Origin of the sequence: Micromonospora sp. LOL_014, assembly GCF_048060245.1 — a bacterium.
Lineage (GTDB): Bacteria > Actinomycetota > Actinomycetes > Mycobacteriales > Micromonosporaceae > Micromonospora_E.
This window is the reverse complement of the sequence record NZ_JBHMIP010000015.1, coordinates 53,402-70,455: the sequence shown is the minus strand read 5'-3', so window position 1 is coordinate 70,455 and position 17,054 is coordinate 53,402. Positions and strand designations below refer to the sequence as shown.

15 protein-coding genes and 1 pseudogene are annotated in these 17,054 nt (G+C 71.6%); 4 read left to right on the top strand and 12 right to left on the bottom strand.

What is annotated here, in order from left to right; genetic code table 11:
* Positions 1–3: 3 nt before the first annotated feature.
* Entirely contained in the window at positions 4–303 is a 300-nt protein-coding gene (locus ACFHW1_RS15180; protein WP_416553669.1) for a DUF1540 domain-containing protein, read from the bottom strand.
* A 218-nt stretch (positions 304–521) separates the two neighbouring features.
* On the opposite strand from ACFHW1_RS15180, the gene ACFHW1_RS15175 reads away from it, so the two are divergent.
* Both ACFHW1_RS15175 and ACFHW1_RS15170 read left to right on the top strand, forming a co-directional pair.
* Positions 522–1,709 (top strand): PQQ-dependent sugar dehydrogenase, encoded by a 1,188-nt coding sequence (locus tag ACFHW1_RS15175; protein WP_416553667.1) that lies wholly within the window; start codon positions 522–524, stop codon positions 1,707–1,709.
* 45 nt (positions 1,710–1,754) lie between these two features.
* Entirely contained in the window at positions 1,755–3,437 is a 1,683-nt protein-coding gene (locus tag ACFHW1_RS15170; RefSeq protein WP_416615630.1) for a metallophosphoesterase family protein, read from the top strand.
* Here ACFHW1_RS15170 and ACFHW1_RS15165 read toward each other — a convergent pair.
* A complete protein-coding gene (locus tag ACFHW1_RS15165; protein WP_416590605.1) occupies positions 3,397–3,687 on the bottom strand; it encodes a hypothetical protein in 291 nt (96 codons plus the stop codon). The two genes, ACFHW1_RS15170 and ACFHW1_RS15165, sit on opposite strands and share 41 nt — an antisense overlap.
* A gap of 19 nt (positions 3,688–3,706) precedes the next feature.
* On the bottom strand, positions 3,707–4,018 hold the full coding sequence (locus ACFHW1_RS15160) for a hypothetical protein (protein WP_416590606.1): 312 nt from the start codon (positions 4,016–4,018) through the stop codon (positions 3,707–3,709).
* A 182-nt stretch (positions 4,019–4,200) separates the two neighbouring features.
* Between ACFHW1_RS15160 and ACFHW1_RS15155 the strand changes: the two are divergent.
* Positions 4,201–4,880, top strand: a pseudogene (locus ACFHW1_RS15155) (Scr1 family TA system antitoxin-like transcriptional regulator).
* Positions 4,871–5,065 carry a DUF397 domain-containing protein gene (locus tag ACFHW1_RS15150; RefSeq protein ID WP_416553659.1) on the top strand — a complete coding sequence of 65 codons (195 nt, stop codon included), beginning with the start codon at positions 4,871–4,873 and terminating at the stop codon, positions 5,063–5,065. Before ACFHW1_RS15155 ends, ACFHW1_RS15150 begins: the two are co-directional and overlap by 10 nt.
* 66 nt (positions 5,066–5,131) lie before the next feature.
* Here the strand turns inward: ACFHW1_RS15150 and gatB are convergent, their stop codons facing one another.
* The 9 genes from gatB to ACFHW1_RS15105 form a co-directional block, all read right to left on the bottom strand.
* Positions 5,132–6,637, bottom strand: coding sequence for an Asp-tRNA(Asn)/Glu-tRNA(Gln) amidotransferase subunit GatB (gene gatB / locus ACFHW1_RS15145; protein ID WP_416553657.1), 1,506 nt, complete (start codon positions 6,635–6,637; stop codon positions 5,132–5,134).
* Positions 6,638–6,679: 42 nt separating this feature from the next.
* Complete coding sequence (gene gatA / locus ACFHW1_RS15140) at positions 6,680–8,158, bottom strand: Asp-tRNA(Asn)/Glu-tRNA(Gln) amidotransferase subunit GatA (protein WP_416553655.1); 1,479 nt, start codon at positions 8,156–8,158, stop codon at positions 6,680–6,682.
* Between the two features lie 3 nt (positions 8,159–8,161).
* Positions 8,162–8,461 carry an Asp-tRNA(Asn)/Glu-tRNA(Gln) amidotransferase subunit GatC gene (gene gatC / locus ACFHW1_RS15135; RefSeq protein WP_123600383.1) on the bottom strand — a complete coding sequence of 100 codons (300 nt, stop codon included), beginning with the start codon at positions 8,459–8,461 and terminating at the stop codon, positions 8,162–8,164.
* 81 nt (positions 8,462–8,542) lie between these two features.
* A complete protein-coding gene (locus tag ACFHW1_RS15130; protein ID WP_416553653.1) occupies positions 8,543–10,738 on the bottom strand; it encodes a putative bifunctional diguanylate cyclase/phosphodiesterase in 2,196 nt (731 codons plus the stop codon).
* 238 nt (positions 10,739–10,976) lie between these two features.
* Positions 10,977–13,163 carry an NAD-dependent DNA ligase LigA gene (gene ligA / locus ACFHW1_RS15125; RefSeq protein ID WP_416568911.1) on the bottom strand — a complete coding sequence of 729 codons (2,187 nt, stop codon included), beginning with the start codon at positions 13,161–13,163 and terminating at the stop codon, positions 10,977–10,979.
* Between the two features lie 132 nt (positions 13,164–13,295).
* On the bottom strand, positions 13,296–13,457 hold the full coding sequence (locus ACFHW1_RS15120; RefSeq protein ID WP_416553649.1) for a hypothetical protein: 162 nt from the start codon (positions 13,455–13,457) through the stop codon (positions 13,296–13,298).
* 89 nt (positions 13,458–13,546) lie between these two features.
* A complete protein-coding gene (locus ACFHW1_RS15115) occupies positions 13,547–14,584 on the bottom strand; it encodes a methionine synthase (RefSeq protein WP_416568927.1) in 1,038 nt (345 codons plus the stop codon).
* A 59-nt stretch (positions 14,585–14,643) separates the two neighbouring features.
* Positions 14,644–15,717 (bottom strand): tRNA 2-thiouridine(34) synthase MnmA, encoded by a 1,074-nt coding sequence (mnmA, locus tag ACFHW1_RS15110; RefSeq protein ID WP_416590610.1) that lies wholly within the window; start codon positions 15,715–15,717, stop codon positions 14,644–14,646.
* A gap of 62 nt (positions 15,718–15,779) precedes the next feature.
* On the bottom strand, positions 15,780–16,976 hold the full coding sequence (locus ACFHW1_RS15105) for a cysteine desulfurase family protein (RefSeq protein WP_416615629.1): 1,197 nt from the start codon (positions 16,974–16,976) through the stop codon (positions 15,780–15,782).
* Positions 16,977–17,054: the final 78 nt, after the last annotated feature.

The following is a 17,054-nucleotide window of genomic DNA, read 5'->3' as shown; positions in this document are numbered from 1 at the left end:
GGGTCAGGCAGGTTCGTAGGTCATGCAGTCGGCCGTCTCCCGGCTCGGCCCGACCCGGATCGCCGGTGCCCGGCACTCCAACTCGGCGTTGAACCGGCAGTCGGCGCGCTTGCAGGCACCAACCTGGGCGATCACCGCGTCGAGGCCGCCTTTGGACGAAATGTCGAAGAAGGTGGTGCAGCTGGCGCTGTCCGCCTCGGTCCCGATCGTGATAGCGAAGGCGTGGCAGCCCTCGTGCTGGTTGTACGCGCACTCCACGACGGTGCACTCCTGCACCCGGGGCATCTCCATCATCGCGGTCATGGTGGTCCTCCTAGCTTGGCAGCATCCGGCAGCGGCAGCGTCACCGCCACTGTGGGAAAACAGTAGTCCACTGCGATCGAATATATGGCGCTTATTCACTTCTCGCAATTTTGGGAACCCTTACCTAACACCATTTGATTTCATATTGGATACCCTCACCTAAGTACCCGGGGACGCCATCGGATGCGGATGTCCGGCAGCGGACTAGTCTGGTGCGGGTGAACGCTCGCCTGCCGTACCGCCGCTCGTCGCGTCGCCCGACCGCCGCGATCACGGCGACCGCCGCCGCCAGCCTGACCACCCTGCTGCTCGCCGGCGGCTGCACGTTCGGCGAGCCGGAGCCGGACCAGGCCGGCGCGCCCCCCACTTTCCCCGCCCCGACCGAGACACCGGCCGGCGGCGGCGTCGATCAGCAGGTAGCCGTCACCGTGCTGGCCAGCAGGCTGGCGGTGCCGTGGGGGGTGGCGTTCCTGCCGGACGGCGCCGCGCTGGTCACCGAGCGGGACAGCGCCAAGATTCTGCAGGTCGGGCCCGGTTCGAGCCCGGACGGGCTGGACGTCACCGAGGTGCAGACCATCGACCAGGTCGACGGCGGCGGTGAGGGCGGGCTGCTCGGCATCGCCGTCTCCCCCGAGTACGCCACCGACGAAACGGTGTTCATCTACTACTCCACCGCCGAGGACAACCGGATCGCCCGGCTGACGCTGGGCGACGAACCGGAACCGATCGTCACCGGCATCCCGCTCTCCGGCATCCACAACGGCGGCCGGCTCGCCTTCGGGCCCGACGGCTACCTGTACGCCACCACCGGCGACGCCTCGGACACCGGCCTGTCCCAGGACCAGGAGAGCCTCGGCGGCAAGATTCTGCGGATGACACCGGACGGCGAGCCGGCCCCCGACAACCCGTTCCCCGACTCGCTGATCTGGTCGTTGGGCCACCGAAACGTGCAGGGCATCGCCTGGGACGCTCAGGACCGGCTGTACGCCACCGAGTTCGGCCAGAACTCCTGGGACGAAATCAACCTGATCGAGCCGGGCGAGAATTACGGTTGGCCGCAGGTCGAGGGCGAAGGCGGGGACGGACGATTCGTCGACCCGCTGATTGTCTGGCCGACCGGAGAGTCCTCCTGCTCCGGGGCGGCCGTGGTGGACCGGATCCTGGCCGCCGCCTGTCTGCGCGGCGAGCGGCTGTGGCTGGTCGAGCTGACCGAGTCCGGTACGGTGTTCGGCCAGCCCCGCGCGCTGCTAACCGAGGAGTACGGTCGACTACGCACCGTCGTGCGGGCACCGGACGGCTCGGTCTGGTTGACCACCTCGAACCAGGACGGCCGGGGCGAACCGGCCCCGGAGGACGACCGTATCCTGCGGCTGGTCTTCGCCGACGGCGGAGCCGGGCGCAGCTGACCCCACCAGCCTCCCCACCTTCGATCAGACAGGCATGATCTCAGCATGAGCGACGAGCAAACGGCCGACCGGAGCCGTCCCGGCCAGCAGCCGGGCCGTCCGGCTCAGCAGCCGGGTCGCCCCGGGCGGTGGCTGGCACACGCCGGGCGACGGCTCGGCTCGGTCAGCCGTACCGCAGGTCGCGGATTCGGGCGGGCCGCGCGGTCACGAGCCACCCGACGGATCGGCGTGGCGCTCGCGGTCGTCGCGGTCAGTCTGGCCGGGGTCGTCATCGGTGTCCTGCTCGGGGCTCGTGCCGACGTCGACATCGGCCCGTTCCGGGCCGAGATGGCGGTGACCCCGGCGGTGGACGGCGGCACCACCATGGCCATCCCGCCGCTCGGCGCGCTGCACGTCGACAGCCACGAAGGGCCGGTCCAGCTCTCCATCCGGCTCGGCTCCCTCGACCAGGTCCGCACCCTCGCCCTGCTCGACGACCCGAACGCGATCACCCGGGCCAGTCAGACCGTGGTCGGCGACGTCACCGAGGGGGTGCTGCGGCTCGGTATCCGTACCATCGCGGTCGCCGTGCTCACCACCTTGATCCTCGCCGCGCTGGTCTTCCGCGACACCCGCCGGGTCGCCTGGTCTGGCACCCTGGCGCTGCTGATCACCGGCGGCAGCATCGGCGTCGCGGCGGCGACCATCCGGCCGGAGTCGATCGAGGAGCCACGGTACGAGGGTCTGCTGGTCAACGCCCCGGCGGTGGTCGGTGACGTACAGCGGATCGCCACCAACTACAGCCAGTACGCCGAACAGCTGCAGCACATCGTCAGCAATGTCAGCCGGATCTACACCACCGTGTCGACGCTGCCCGTCTACCAGGCAGCCGAGGGCACCACCCGGGTGCTGCACGTGTCGGACATGCACCTCAACCCGACCGGCTGGTCGGTGATCCGTACCGTGGTCGAGCAGTTCGACATCGACGTGGTGATCGACACCGGGGACATCACCGACTGGGGCAGCGAGCCGGAGGCGAACTACGTCGCCTCGATCGGGCTGTTGGAGGTGCCGTACGTGTTCATCCGCGGCAACCACGACTCGATCCGCACCCAGGAGGCGGTCGCCAGCCAGCCGAACGCGATCGTGCTGGACAACGAGGTCACCGAGGTCGCCGGGCTGGCCATCGCCGGTATCGGCGACCCCCGGTTCACCCCCGACAAGCAGACCAGCCCGGCCGACGGCGGGTTGTCCAAGCCGGCCACCGACCAGGTGATCGGGGTCGGCGAGCAGCTTGCCGCGACGATCCTGGGCACCGACGAACCGGTAGATATCGCCCTGGTGCACGACCCGGTGTCGGCCGGCCCGCTGTCCGGCACCACGCCGCTGGTGCTGGCCGGGCACACCCACAACCGGGAGGTCCGGATGCTCGCCGAGATCCCCGGTGAGCAGCCGACCCGGCTGATGGTGGAGGGTTCGACCGGCGGGGCCGGACTGCGCGGTCTGGAGGGCGAGGAGCCGACGCCATTGGCCTTGACGGTGCTGTACTTCGACGCCGAGCACCAGTTGCAGGCGCACGACGACATCCGGGTCGGCGGTACCGGCCAGGCCCAGGTCACCCTGGAACGGCACGTCATCGCCGGCGCTGAACCGGAAGCGGATCCGTCGGCATCGCCGACTCCTACCGCCGATCCGTCCGCGACCCCGACTACCACTCAGTCCGCGACCCCGGCACCCAGCCCGTCCTGAGTTCCACCTTGGTCCCGGAAGCCGGCCCTGGCCGGATGACCGCGCCGGGGCGGCGCAGCGCCGCCGCGCGGACCATCACCATCATCATCTGGCCGTCCCGGTTGCCGTGCAGTCGGGTGCCCAGCAGATGAATCCATTCGATATTCGGGTGGGCGGCCTCGGCGCGGACGTGGATGACCCTCAGTCGCAGGGGTCCGTCACCATTCAAATAGTCGCTCGCGCCGATTTCGATGACGTCCCACGGCTGCACCAGCGGCGATCTTGTCGACTCAGTCATCGCCACCTGCCCCGGTCGCCGGGTCGGCAGTGAGCCAGATGCCGACCGAGGCGAGCAGCCGGCGGATGGTCCGGGCGGCATCGCGGTCGTACCGGTCCAGGTAGGCCACCGCGAGCCGCAGCCCCGGACAGGTGATCGTGCCGCAGCGCGGACACCCGGTCACCGGGTCGGGCAGGTGCATCGCGGCCAGGTGGCGGGCGCGGGCGATCACCGGGTGGTTGACGTAGCCGGGCACGGCGCTGCCGGTCGGCACCGACATCCAGCCGAGTACGCCGTGCCGGCGCAATTGATCTTTGTCATTCATTCTTGCACCACGCGTCCCCCACCGGGACGACAATGGACGCCTTCTCGAATTCCCCACTCCTCCACCCTGGACTTCCCCGCCTCCCCTATGGAAGGTGGGCTTTGTCCTCGTAGCAACAACATCCGTCACGGGGCAACCCCTGCCCACCGCAAAGCGATTCTGTAGAGAGCTGGAGGAAACGAATGTCTGGAGCAGCGAGCGCATATCTGATAGCGGAGCTCCGCCGCCGCCGCGAGTTGGCCGGGCTCACCCAGGAACAGTGGGGCGCCGCCCTGCACTGGTCGGCCCAGCACGTCAGCGCGGTCGAGCGCGGTGCCCGGCCGATCCGGCTCGACTACCTGGCCACCATCGACCGGGTCTTCAACTGCGACTACTCGACCCTCTGGGAGCTGCTGCTGCGCACCGAGCGGGCCCCGGTCTGGCTGCGCCCGTGGCTGGAGCACGAACGGGAGGCGATCATGCTGCGCTGCTACGAGCCGCTGCTGGTGCCCGGCCTGCTGCAGACCGAGGCGTACGCCCGCGTCATCCTCACCCATGCCGGGGTGGCGATCGACGACGTCGACACCACCGTCGGCGACCGGCTCGGCCGGCAGGAGATCCTGCACCGGGCCGAGCGGCCGTGCCGCTTCGTCGGGGTGATCGACGAGGCGGTGCTGCCCCGGGGCTGAACGGCCCGTTCACTCTGGCCAGCCTGGACGGCCGGGCGGCCGGCTTCGTCGACGGGCCGTTGGAGGGCCAGACCATCGAGTTGGAGGCCGATCTGACCAGACTGGAGCATGCCTGGGAGTCGCTGCGGGAGTACGCTCTGCCCAGCGAGCAGTCCGTGGCGTTGATGCAGGAGGCAGCCGACAGATGGGCATGACGACCGATCCTCGACCGGCCTGGCGGACCAGCAGCCGCAGCAACGGCACCGGCGGCAACTGCGTCGAAGTCGCCGACAACCTGCCCGGCCGGGTCCTGGTCCGCGACAGCAAGAACCGCACCGGCGGCACCCTCACCTTCTCCCCCGCAGCCTGGCAGACATTCGTCAGCCACCACCAGCGGTAAATGACGCGAGCCGCGTCGGGCAGTGCCCGACGCGGCTCGTCCGCTGTGGTTGGCCGCGCGCCCGCCTCAGCCCTGTGCGCCGAGGCGGGACAGGATCAGCTCCCGGACGGTACGCGCGTCAGCCTGGCCCCGGGTCGTCTTCATCACCGCGCCGACCAGCGCCCCGGCCGCCGCCACCTTGCCGTCGCGGACCTTCGCCGCGATGTCCGGGTTGGCGGCGATCGCCTCGTCGACGGCGACGGTCAACGCACCGGTGTCGGAGACCACCTCCAGGCCGCGCGCGGTCATCACCTCGGTCGGCGTGCCCTCCCCGGCGGCCACCGCCTCCAGGACGGTACGGGCCAGCTTGTCGTTGAGCTTGCCGGCGTCGACCAGCCCCTGCAGCTCGGCCACGTGCGCCGGGGTGACCCCCAGCGCGGTCAGCTCCACACCGGACTCGTTGGCCCGGCGGGCCAGCTCACCCAGCCACCACTTGCGGGCACCGGCCGGGGTGGTGCCGGCCGCCACGGTCTGCTCGATCAGCTCGACCGCGCCGGCGTTGACCACCGACTGCATGTCGTGGTCGGTCAGCCCCCACTGCTCCTGCAGCCGCTTGCGGTGCACCCGGGGCAGCTCCGGCAGGGCCGCCTTCAGCTCGGCCACCCAGGCGGCGTCCGGGGCGAGCGGCACCAGGTCAGGCTCCGGGAAGTAGCGGTAGTCGGTGGCGGTCTCCTTGGACCGGCCCGACGTGGTGTCGCCGCTGTCCTCGTGGAAGTGCCGGGTCTCCTGCACGATCCGGCCACCGGCGTCGAGCACCGACGCCTGGCGCAGCATCTCCGCGCGTACCGCCCGCTCCACCGACCGCAGCGAGTTGACGTTCTTGGTCTCGGTGCGGGTGCCCCACTCGGTCTGCCCGACCGGGGTCAGCGAGGTGTTGACGTCGCAGCGCAGCGAGCCCTGCTCCATCCGTACGTCGGACACGCCCAGCGAACGGATCACGTCCCGCAGCTCGGTGACGTACGCGCGGGCCACCTGCGGTGCCCGGTCCCCGGTGCCGGGGATCGGCTTGGTGACGATCTCCACCAGCGGGATGCCGGCCCGGTTGTAGTCGACCAGCGACTCGGTCGCACCGTGAATGCGCCCGGTCGCGCCGCCGACGTGCAGCGTCTTGCCGGTGTCCTCCTCCAGGTGCACCCGCTCGATGCCGATCCGCACCATCTCGCCGTCGACCTCGACGTCGAGCCAGCCGTCCACGCACAGCGGCTCGTCGTACTGGCTGATCTGGTAGTTCTTCGGCATGTCCGGGTAGAAGTAGTTCTTCCGGGCGAACCGGCACCAGTCGGCGATCGAGCAGTTGAGTGCCAGCCCGATGCGGATCGTCGCCTCGATCGCCGCCTTGTTCGCTACCGGCAGCGAGCCGGGCAGCCCGAGGCAGACCGGGCAGACCTGGGTGTTCGGCTCGGCGCCGAACCCGGTCGGGCAGCCGCAGAACATCTTGGTGTTGGTGCCCAGCTCGACGTGCGTCTCCAGGCCGATCACCGGCTCGTAGCGGGCGACGACATCCTCGTACGTGGGCAACGCGGTCGTGCTCATCTCACAGCTCCAACTCTCGATCGCAGGTCAGCACGTCGCCGCTCAGAGCTCCGGCGGGGTGAGGGTGCCGACCGCCGACTCCAGGGCCGCCGCGACCCGGTACATCCGGTCGTCGGCCATCGTGGGTGCCATCACCTGCAACCCGACCGGCAGCCCGTCGGCCAGCCCGCACGGCACCGAGATGGCCGGGCCGCCGTACAGGTTGGTCGGGATGGTGAACAGGTCGGCCAGATACATCTGGTACGGGTCGGCGGTGCGCGCCCCGAGCGGGAACGCCACGAACGGCGTGGTCGGCGAGATCAGCACGTCGACCTGCTCGAACGCGGCGGTGAAGTCGCGGGTGATCAGGGTACGGACCTTCTGCGCCTGCCCGTAGTAGGCGTCGTAGTAGCCGCTGGACAGCGCGTACGTGCCGAGCATGATGCGCCGCTTTACCTCCTGACCGAAGCCCTGGTCGCGGGTCAGCGACATGACCTCTTCCAGGGACCGGTTGCCGTCGTCGCCGCTGCGCAGCCCGTACCGGACGCCGTCGTAGCGGGCCAGGTTGGACGAGCATTCACTCGGCGCGATCAGGTAGTACGCCGGCAGCGCGTAGTCGAAGTGCGGGCAGGAGACCTCGACGACCTCGGCCCCGAGCTTGGTCAGCGCGTCGACGGCGTCACGGAAGGCGGCCAGTACGCCCGGCTCGGCGCCTTCGCCGGAGGCGAACTGGGTGACCAGGCCGAGCCGGACCCCGGTCAGATCACCGGCGGCTCCGGCGCGGGCCGCTTCGACCACCGGCGGCACGGCGGCCGGGATCGAGGTGGAGTCGCGCGGGTCGTGGCCGGCGATCGCCTCGTGCAGCAGCGCCGCGTCGAGCACCGTCCGGGCGCACGGTCCGGGGGTGTCCAGCGAGGAGGAGAAGGCGATCAGCCCGTACCGGGAGGTGCCGCCGTAGGTCGGCTTGACGCCGACGGTGCCGGTGACCGCACCCGGCTGGCGGATCGAGCCGCCGGTGTCGGTGCCGATCGCCAGTGGAGCTTCGCAACCGGCGACCGCGGCCGCGCTGCCGCCGCCGGATCCGCCGGGGATTCGGGTCAGGTCCCACGGGTTGTACGTCGGCCCGTACGCCGAGTACTCGGTCGACGAGCCCATCGCGAACTCGTCCATGTTGGTCTTACCGAGGATCGGCATGCCGGCAGCGCGCAGCCGGGCGACGATCGTCGCATCGTACGGTGGCCGCCAGCCGTCGAGGATCTTTGACCCGGCGGTGGTCGGTACGCCCTTGGTGGTGACGACGTCCTTGACCGCGATCGGTACCCCGGCCAGCGGGCCGAGCGGCTGCCCGGCGGCGCGGGCGGTGTCGACGGCCTGCGCGGCGGCGAGCGCACCGTCGGCGTCGACGTGCAGGTACGCGTGCACCCGCTCGTCGACGCCGGCGATCCGGTCCAGGTGGGCGCGGGTCACCTCGACGGCGCTGGTGTCGCCGCCGGCGATCAGCCCGGCCAGCTGCGCGGCGGTCATCCCGGTGAGTTCGGACATGGTTCAGACCTCCTCGTCCAGGATGCGCGGCACCCGGAACCGGCCGTCCTCGGCGTCCGGGGCGGCGGCGAGCGCGGCGTCGCGGTCCAGACCGGGGACGACGACGTCGTCGCGCAACACGTTGGTCAGCGGCACCGAGTGCGAGGTGGGCGGGATGTCGTCGGCGGCGACCTCGCCGATCCGGGCGACGGACTGCAGGATGACGTCGAGCTGGCCGGCGAACGTCGCCAGTTCGTCCTCGGTCACGGCCAGCCGCGACAGTCGCGCCAGGTGCGCGACCTCCTCGCGGGAGATGGCGGCCATCTGCGCCCCCTTCGTACGGTGATCGAACGGTTGGCCCGGGACTCTCGCTCAGCGTGGCTCAGCGGGCCGGACCCGACGAGTCTATTTCTCCGGTGGGCCGGCCGAGTCATCGGGCGGGCCGGGCGGGTCTGGCCGCCGGTCTGACGGCGGGTCTGCCGAGTCATCCAGCAGGCCGGGCGGAACGCCACGTGGGCCGGGGACCAGTGGACGGTACCGGGCCAGCCAGCTGACCAGTTCGTCGGCGGGCATCGGCCGGGCGTAGAACCAGCCCTGGGCGACGTGGCAGCCGAGCGCGTGCAACCGCCGCCAGGAGGCGTCGTCCTCGACGCCTTCGGCGACCACCCGCAGCCCGAGCGCCCGGGCCAGCTCGATCACCGAACGGACGATGGCCGCGTCGTCGGTGTCGGCGGCCATGCCGAGGACGAACGAACGGTCGATCTTGACTTCGGACAGCGGGAGCCGGCGCAGGTGCTGCATGGACGAGTAGCCGGTGCCGAAGTCGTCCAGGGCGATCGCCACCCCGATGGCGTCCAGCCGGGAGATGGTGGCCAGCACCCGCCGGGGGTCGGCCATCAACGCCCCCTCGGTGATTTCCAGCTGAAGTTGCTCGGGTGACAGGTTGTAGCGGGCGAGCCGGTCGGAGATCTGATCGGCGATCTCGCCGGTGTGCAGGTCGCGGACGCTGACGTTGACGGCTGCCCGCATGGTGATCCCGGCGGCGGCCCACTTGGCGATCTGCTCGACGACGTCATCGACGACCCGACGGGTGAGCAGGCGCATCACGGCGCTCTGCTCGGCAACCTTGATCAGCTCTTCCGGGTCGACCATGCCCCGGCGCGGATGCCGCCAGCGCAGCAGCGCCTCCACCCCGACCACCTCGCCGGTCGCAATCTCCACCTGCGGCTGGTAGTACATGGTGATCTCGCCGACGTCGTCGACCTCCCGACCGGGGTCGGCCGCGTGCGCGCCGTTGACGTCGAGCACCCGACGCAGGTCGGCGAGGAGACTGAGCCGTTCCGGCGTGTTGTGGTCCGACTCGGCCGTGTAGACGGCGGTGCCGTCACCGGTGTCCTTGGCGTCGTACATGGCGACGTCGGCGTGCTGCAGCAGGGTGGCGAAGTCCCCACCGTGCTCGGGGTAGAGGGCGATGCCCACCGATCCGCCGACGTCCAGCGGCAGCCCGTCCAGGGCGACCGGCTCAGCGAGCGCGGTCACCACTTGTTCGGCGATGTCCCGGGCCTCGTCCGCCCCGGTGAGTCGGGTGGCCAGAATGGCGAACTCGTCACCGCCGAGCCGGACCACCAGGTCCTGCGGTCGGACCACCATGGCCAGCCGCAACCCCACCTCGACCAGCAGCCGGTCGCCGACCAGGTGCCCCAGCGCGTCGTTGACCCGCTTGAACCGGTCCAGGTCGAGCAGCAGCAGCGCCATCCGGGCATCCGGCGCACCGCGGCGGAGCGCGTTGGCGTGTGCCGGCACCTGGTCGGCGATCTCGCCGATCAGTGCCTTGCGGTTGGCCAGCCCGGTCAACGGGTCCAGCCGGGCCGACCGTTCCTGCTCGCTGGCCAACGCAGCCATCCGGTAGACCGCGTACAGCGGCACCAGCACCAGCGGGATCAGCGCCGGGTCGACCTGCGCGGCGACCACCAGCACCGGCCCGAGCAGCAGCAGCGACCCCGTGGAGGACAGCTCGAAGCCGATGCCACGGCGGGCCGACCGCCACCACCGGCCGCCGAAGCGCAGCCGGATCGCCAGGGTGACCGTGCTGTAGTTGACCGCCGACCAAGCGGCCGCCGCGCCGACCGCCACCGCGACGTCGCTCCAGGCCAGCTCCGCGGCGCCGGCGAAGGTGCCCGGCCCGGCCAGTCCGGCCACCGCCGCTGCGGCGGCGAGCGCCAGCGCGTACTGCGAGCTGTTGAACAGGGCCCGCCACGGCACGTGCCGGGCCCGCCAGGCGAAGACCGCAACCGCGACGGCCTGCACCGCGACCGCCGGGCCGAGGCCCCAGGCGAGCAGGATGGCGAAGGTGAAACAGACCGACGGGAAGACCTCGGATCGGCGCCGCCGGCCCGGTGGGGTGAACGGTCGGGCGTCGCCGACCACCGCGAGCAGGGCCATCAGCCAGAATGCCGCCGGCAGGTCGGAAATCTGGGCGGGCAGGTTCAGCAACGGTACGGCGCAGACGGCGAGCGCCGCAGCGGTCACGCCGCCAACGAAGCCGAAGAAACCAGGCGCGCGTTCCGGAGGAACGGAGTTCCGCAGTGCCGCGGCCTCCATCTGCCCTCCCGTCGCGCTCCCGTGGCCCGCTTCGCCGACTCAGCACGAGCCGGGCGTCCCACCGACGTCCTACACCTTAAGGATGGACGGCCGGCGGGTCAGGGGTGAAGCGCGGTCGTGACTGATTTGAGACGCGGTCGGCGAATGCCCGCCGCGGGATTCCCGGCCGTCGAGAAATGGCATCCGCCAATTGTCGGAGCTCCGGCGATGGTCCGGGCCGGCCGGCGCCGGAGCGCCGCTAGCTGGCGGCGGCGGGCTCGGCCGTACCGGCCGGATCGGCAGGCTGGGCGGACTCGGCCGGCTGGTCCGGTTCGTTGACGGCGACCGCTCGGGCCGCGTCCGTCCCTTCCTCGAGGAGAACCCCGAAGCCTGCCTCGTCGAGCACCGGGACACGCAGTGATACGGCCTTGTCGTACTTCGATCCCGGGCTGTCGCCGACCACCACGAACCCGGTCTTCTTCGACACCGAGCCGCTGACTTTACCGCCTCGGGACTGCACCGCCTCGGCCGCCTCGTCACGGGAGTACCCGGCGAGCGAACCGGTGATCACGACGGTGACGCCGACCAACGGACGCGGCGCCTGGTCGTCACCGGCTTCCTCGACCATCCGCACGCCCGCCACACGCCAGCGCTGGACCACCTCCTGAGCGTGTGGGGCGGCGAACCAGTCGGCGGCGGCTGCGGCGATCACCGGGCCGACCCCGTCGACGTCGACCAGTTGCTCCTGGCTAGCGGCGGCGATCGCGTCGATCGAACGGAACTCGCGGGCCAGCGCCTGGGCGGCGACCGGGCCGACGTGCCGGATGGAGAACGCGACGATGATCCGCCACAGCGGCCGTTGTTTGGCCTCGGCAAGGTTGGCCAGCAGCTTCTTCGCGTTCTCGGTCAGCTCCCCGCTCTGGTTGCAGAAGAACTCGACTCCGGACAAGCGGTCCGCATCAAGATCGAATAGGTCGCCGATGCTCTGCACGGCACCGGAATCGACCAGGGCGATCGCCGACCGCTCCCCCAGCGCCTCGATGTCGAGAACACTGCGACCGGCGATGTACTCCAGCTTGCGGGTCAACTGCGCCGGGCAGTCAAGATTCGGACACCGGATATCGGCGTCACCTTCTTTTTCGTAGCGCAGCTCGGTGCCACACTCCGGGCACTCGGTCGGCATCACGAACTCGCGCTCGGCGCCGGTCCGCAGATCGACGACCGGGCTGACCACTTCGGGAATGACGTCGCCCGCTTTCCGCAGGACCACCATGTCGCCGATCAGTACCCCTTTGCGGGCCACCTCTCCGGCGTTGTGCAGGGTGGCGAAGCCGACCGTCGAACCGGCCACCTTGACCGGGTCGAGCACCGCGTACGGGGTGACCCGCCCGGTCCGTCCGACGTTGACCTTGACGTCGAGCAGCCGGGTGTTGACCTCCTCCGGCGGGTACTTGTAGGCGATCGCCCAACGCGGAGCGCGACTGGTGGAGCCGAGACGGCGCTGGACCGACACCTCGTCGATCTTGACCACCACGCCGTCGATCTCGTGCTCCACCTCATGGCGGTGCGAGGCGAAGTGGGCGATGAAGTCACGCACCCCGTCGCGGTCGCCGACCACCTGCCAGCGTTGGCTGATCGGCAGCCCCCAGTCGGCCAGCTGCCGGTACGCGTCGGACTGGCGTACCGGCTCGAAGCCTTTGCGCGCCCCCAGGCCGTGCACCACCATGCGCAGCCCGCGTCCAGCGGTGATTCGGGGATCCTTCTGCCGCAGCGAGCCGGCGGCGGCGTTACGCGGGTTCGCGAACGGCGCCTTCTCCTGGGCGACCAGGCTGGCGTTGAGCTCGTCGAACGCGGCCACCGGGAAGTAGATCTCGCCACGCACCTCCAGCAGCTCGGGTGCCTCACCAGCCAACCGCTCCGGGATCTGCCGGATGGTCCGCACGTTCGGGGTGATGTCCTCGCCAACCCGACCGTCGCCCCGGGTCGCCGCCCGGGTCAGCACGCCCCGCTCGTAGGTGAGGTTGACCGCGAGGCCGTCGACCTTCAGCTCGCACAGGTAGTTGACCGGGCCACCGGCGTCGCGCTCGACCCGGTCGGCCCAGGCCGTGAGCTCATCGTCGTCGAAGGCGTTGTCCAGGCTCATCATCCGCTCGGCGTGGTTCACCGGGGCGAACTGGGTGGCGTATGCGTAGCCCACCCGCTGGCTGGGCGAATCCGGCGTACGCAGCGACGGGTGCCGCTCCTCCAGCTGGTTCAGCTCCCGGATCAGCAGGTCGTACTGCCCGTCAGAAATCTCCGGCGCGTCGAGGACGTGGTAGCGGAACTGGTGGCGATCGATCTCCTCGGCGAGCGTGGCGTGCCGCTCCCGGGCGGCCGCGTCGGGCTCCTCACCGGCCTGCGCCTGCCCGGCGGCGCTGACCTGCTGCGGAACGACTTCCTCGGACACCGGCTGACCTCCGTGTTCGGATCTACCTGCGCACCGTATCGGTCGGCACCGACATTCGCGGATACCGGCCGGCGGTCCGACCGCGGTCACCCGTGTGGCGGCCCGACCGCGGTCACTCGCGAACCGGCCCGGTCACTCGCCCTGGACGAGGTTGAACACGGCCACCCCGGCGCACCACAGGAAGCACAGCACGAAGACCACCACCAGCACGGCGATGATCAGTCCGCGGTACATCCGCCACCAGCCGCGCTGACCGGCGGCCGGGTCACCGTCGCTGTCACCGTGGTAGCTCATCGCCACCAACGGTAACCGTAGGCACACCCCGGGCGGCAGTGTTCCACGGCCGAGACCCCACCGCACTCCACCGCCGGCCGCCTGCCGGGTCAGCCCTCGGACAGCCGCCGGCCGGCGTCGCGGCAGGCGGCGAGCGCGGCCCGGGCGTACGGCACGGTCGCCCCGGCCAGCCCGCACGCCGGGGTCACCACCACCTGGGCGGCGGCCTGCTCCGCCGGGAACCCCAGCTTCGACCAGAGGGTACGGACCTGTCCCGCCGCCCGCGCCGAGGTCGGTGCCGCCGCGCCGGACGCTTCCCCGGTCGCCGGCACCACCCCGGCGAACAGCCCCATCCCGGTGTCGATCGCCGCACCGACCGAGTCCAGGTCGGTGAGCAGCTCCAGGTCGGCGGCGATCGCGACGGCTCCGGCTGCCTGCAGCAGACCCACCGGTACACCGGGGGCGCAGCAGTGCACCACCACCGGCACACCGACGCCGGAGATCACCTCGGCGAGCAGGTCCCGGACGGTGCCGGCGGCGACCGCCCGGTAGGTGCGCAGACCGCTGTCGGTGCGCAGCGTCCCGGCCAGCACGGCGGGCAGCGAGGGTTCGTCGAGTTGGAGCAGCAGCCGTGCAGCCGGCACCCGGCGGGACACCTCCGCGACGTGCTCCCGCAGGCCCTCGGTGAGCGAGGCGGCGAGGTCACGTACGGCACCGTGGTCGCGGACCAGCCGCCCGCCGAGGCCGACTTCGAGAGCGGCGGCCAACGTCCACACCCCGGCGGCCTGCAGTTTGACCGGCCCGGTGTAGCCGTCGGCCTGCTCGGTCAACTGGTCGAGGTCCCGTTCCCGCAGGTCGAGTGCGCGGCGCAGGTCCCGGCCGGGTCGGGCGGCGACCCGCCAGCGACCGGCGTACAGCTCGACCGGCAGGTCCACCAGGAAGGTGGCACCGCGCCCGATCATCTCCGCGCCCGGCCCACGGGCCGGTAGCTCGGGCAGGTGCGGCAGGCCCGGCAGTTCACCGAGGACGATCCGTTGCGCTTCGGCGACGTCGGTGCCGGGCAGCGATCCGATCCCACTGGCGGCACCCGGCGGCCAGGGCCACGGTGTGTCCGCCGCCGCCGCTGCGGCCGGCTCCGGTCCCGGCAGGTCACTCGCGTGGGTCACGGCAGGTCACTCGCGTCGGTCACGTCCGCCGACTCTACCGGTCAGCCGGCGATGGTCGCCGAGCCGAGCACCACGTCGCCGGCCGGATCGGGTCGGTAGGCGACCATCGCCTGGCCGGCGGCCACCCCCCGGACCGGCCGGTGCAGCTGGGCGTACATGCCGGCGTCGGTCAGCTCGACCACCGCCGGGGTGGTCGAGCCGTGCGCGCGCACCTGGAGCATCGCCTCGACCGGGCCGGTCGGCTGGTCCCCGCCGATCCACACCGGGCGGACACCGGTCACCGTGTCGACGTCCAGCGCCTCGGCCGGGCCGACGGTCACCGTATTGCTCGTCGGGGTGATCGACAGCACGTAGCGGGGTCGACCGTCCGGCGCGGGCACCCCGATGCCCAGGCCACGCCGCTGGCCGACGGTGAACGCGTACGCCCCGTCGTGGCGGCCGACGACCGCGCCGGTCGTCGCGTCGACCACGTCGCCCGGGACGTTGCCGAGCCGGTCGGCGAGGAAGCCGCGGGTGTCGCCGTCGGCGATGAAGCAGATGTCGTGTGAGTCGGGCTTGTCGGCCACCGCCAGCCCGCGCCGCGCCGCCTCGGCCCGGACCTGCGCCTTGGTCGAGTCGCCGAGCGGGAACATCGCCCGGTCCAGCTGGGCCCGGTTGAGCACGGCGAGCACGTACGACTGGTCCTTGGCCAGGTCGACGCTGCGCCGCAGCAGACCGTCGGGGCCGAGCCGGGCGTGATGGCCGGTGACCACCGCGTCGAACCCCAACGCCACCGCCCGGTCCAGCACCGCCGCGAACTTGATCTTCTCGTTGCAGCGCAGGCACGGATTCGGGGTACGCCCGGCGGCGTACTCGGCGACGAAGTCGTCCACCACGTCACTGTGGAACTGCTCGGCCATGTCCCAGACGTAGAACGGAATGCCGATCACGTCGGCGGCCCGCCGGGCGTCCCGGGCGTCCTCGACGGTGCAGCAGCCACGGGCCCCGGTACGGTACGTCTGCGGATTGCGCGACAGCGCGAGGTGCACACCGGTCACGTCGTGTCCGGCGGCCACTGCCCGGGCGGCCGCCACCGCCGAATCGACCCCGCCGGACATCGCCGCCAGTACTCGCACCGTACCCATCTCCTGCCTGATCGTCGCCGCACGCTCGAGGGTAGTACCGCAGCGGTGCCGGGTCAGCCGGCGGCGGGCGGCACCGGCTTCGTGCCGCGGACCGCGCCGGCCCGACGGGCCCGCTCGACCGCACCGGGCAGGGCCGCCACCAGCGCGTCGACCTCGGCCCCGGTGGAGTCGTGGCCCAGGCTGAACCGCAGCGACGAGCGGGCCCGCTCGTCGTCGTCGGCCATCGCCAGCAGCACATGCGACGGCTGCGCCACCCCGGCCGAACAGGCCGAGCCGGTCGAGCAGGCGATGCCCTGGGCATCGAGTAGCAGCAACAGCGCGTCGCCTTCGCAGCCGGGGAACGAAAAGTGCGCGTTGCCGGGAAGCCGGTCGGTCGGGTCCCCGTTGTAGATCACATCCGGTACCGCCTGGCGTACCCGTCGGACCAGGTCGTCGCGGAGCGCGCCGACCCGCGCCGCGTGCTCGGCCTGGCGTTTCACCGCCACCTCGACGGCGACCGCGAACGCGGCGATCCCGGCGGTGTCGAGCGTGCCGGAGCGGACGTCGCGCTCCTGGCCACCACCGTGCAGCAGCGGGGTGCAGGCGACGTCCCGGCCGAGCAGCAGGGCACCCACGCCGGCCGGGCCGCCGAGCTTGTGACCGCTGACGGTCAGCGCGGCGGCGCCACTGGCGGCGAAGTCGACCGGGACCTGGCCGACCGCCTGTACCGCGTCGGTGTGCAGCGGTACGCCGGCCCGCGCGGCCATCGCCGCGACGGCGGCGACCGGTTGCACGGTGCCGACCTCGTTGTTCGCCCACATGACGGTGACCAGGGCCAGCTCGTCGGCGACGGCGTCCAGCTCGGCCTGTACGGTGGCGGCGTCGACCCGACCGGTGGCGTCCACCGGCAGCCAGGTCACCTGGGCCTGCCCGTGCTCGGCGAGCCACTGCACGGCGTCGAGCACGGCGTGGTGCTCGACGGTGCTGGCCAGGATCCGCCGCCGGGCAGGAGCCGCCGCCGAACGTGCCCAGAAGATTCCCTTGACCGCGAGGTTGTCGCTCTCCGTACCGCCAGCGGTGAAGATCACCTCGGACGGCCGGGCGCCGAGGGCGGCGGCGACCCGCTCCCGTGCCTCCTCGACTGTACGCCGGGCCGCCCGTCCGGCGGCGTGCAGTGACGACGCGTTACCGACCCGACGGGCGATGGCGACGTAGGTCTCCACCGCCTCGTCGAGCATCGGCGTGGTCGCAGCGTGGTCGAGATAAGCCATCACCAGCAAGCCTATCCGCCGGGTCGGGTCCGGCGGATAGGCGGCTGGACCCGACCGGCCAGGTCGGTACGGCGGTGA

Excerpts from the sequence above, each read along its gene's own strand:
- ACFHW1_RS15120 (WP_416553649.1), bottom strand. The coding sequence starts at position 13,457 with ATGAGCTACCACGGTGACAGCGACGGTGACCCGGCCGCCGGTCAGCGC.
- ACFHW1_RS15180 (WP_416553669.1), bottom strand. The coding sequence starts at position 303 with ATGACCGCGATGATGGAGATGCCCCGGGTGCAGGAGTGCACCGTCGTG.
- ACFHW1_RS15160 (WP_416590606.1), bottom strand. The coding sequence starts at position 4,018 with ATGAATGACAAAGATCAATTGCGCCGGCACGGCGTACTCGGCTGGATG.
- ACFHW1_RS15150 (WP_416553659.1), top strand. The coding sequence starts at position 4,871 with ATGGGCATGACGACCGATCCTCGACCGGCCTGGCGGACCAGCAGCCGC.
- ACFHW1_RS15105 (WP_416615629.1), bottom strand. The coding sequence starts at position 16,976 with ATGGCTTATCTCGACCACGCTGCGACCACGCCGATGCTCGACGAGGCG.
- gatB (WP_416553657.1), bottom strand. The coding sequence starts at position 6,637 with ATGAGCACGACCGCGTTGCCCACGTACGAGGATGTCGTCGCCCGCTAC.
- gatA (WP_416553655.1), bottom strand. The coding sequence starts at position 8,158 with ATGTCCGAACTCACCGGGATGACCGCCGCGCAGCTGGCCGGGCTGATC.
- ACFHW1_RS15170 (WP_416615630.1), top strand. The coding sequence starts at position 1,755 with ATGAGCGACGAGCAAACGGCCGACCGGAGCCGTCCCGGCCAGCAGCCG.
- ACFHW1_RS15130 (WP_416553653.1), bottom strand. The coding sequence starts at position 10,738 with ATGGAGGCCGCGGCACTGCGGAACTCCGTTCCTCCGGAACGCGCGCCT.
- gatC (WP_123600383.1), bottom strand. The coding sequence starts at position 8,461 with ATGGCCGCCATCTCCCGCGAGGAGGTCGCGCACCTGGCGCGACTGTCG.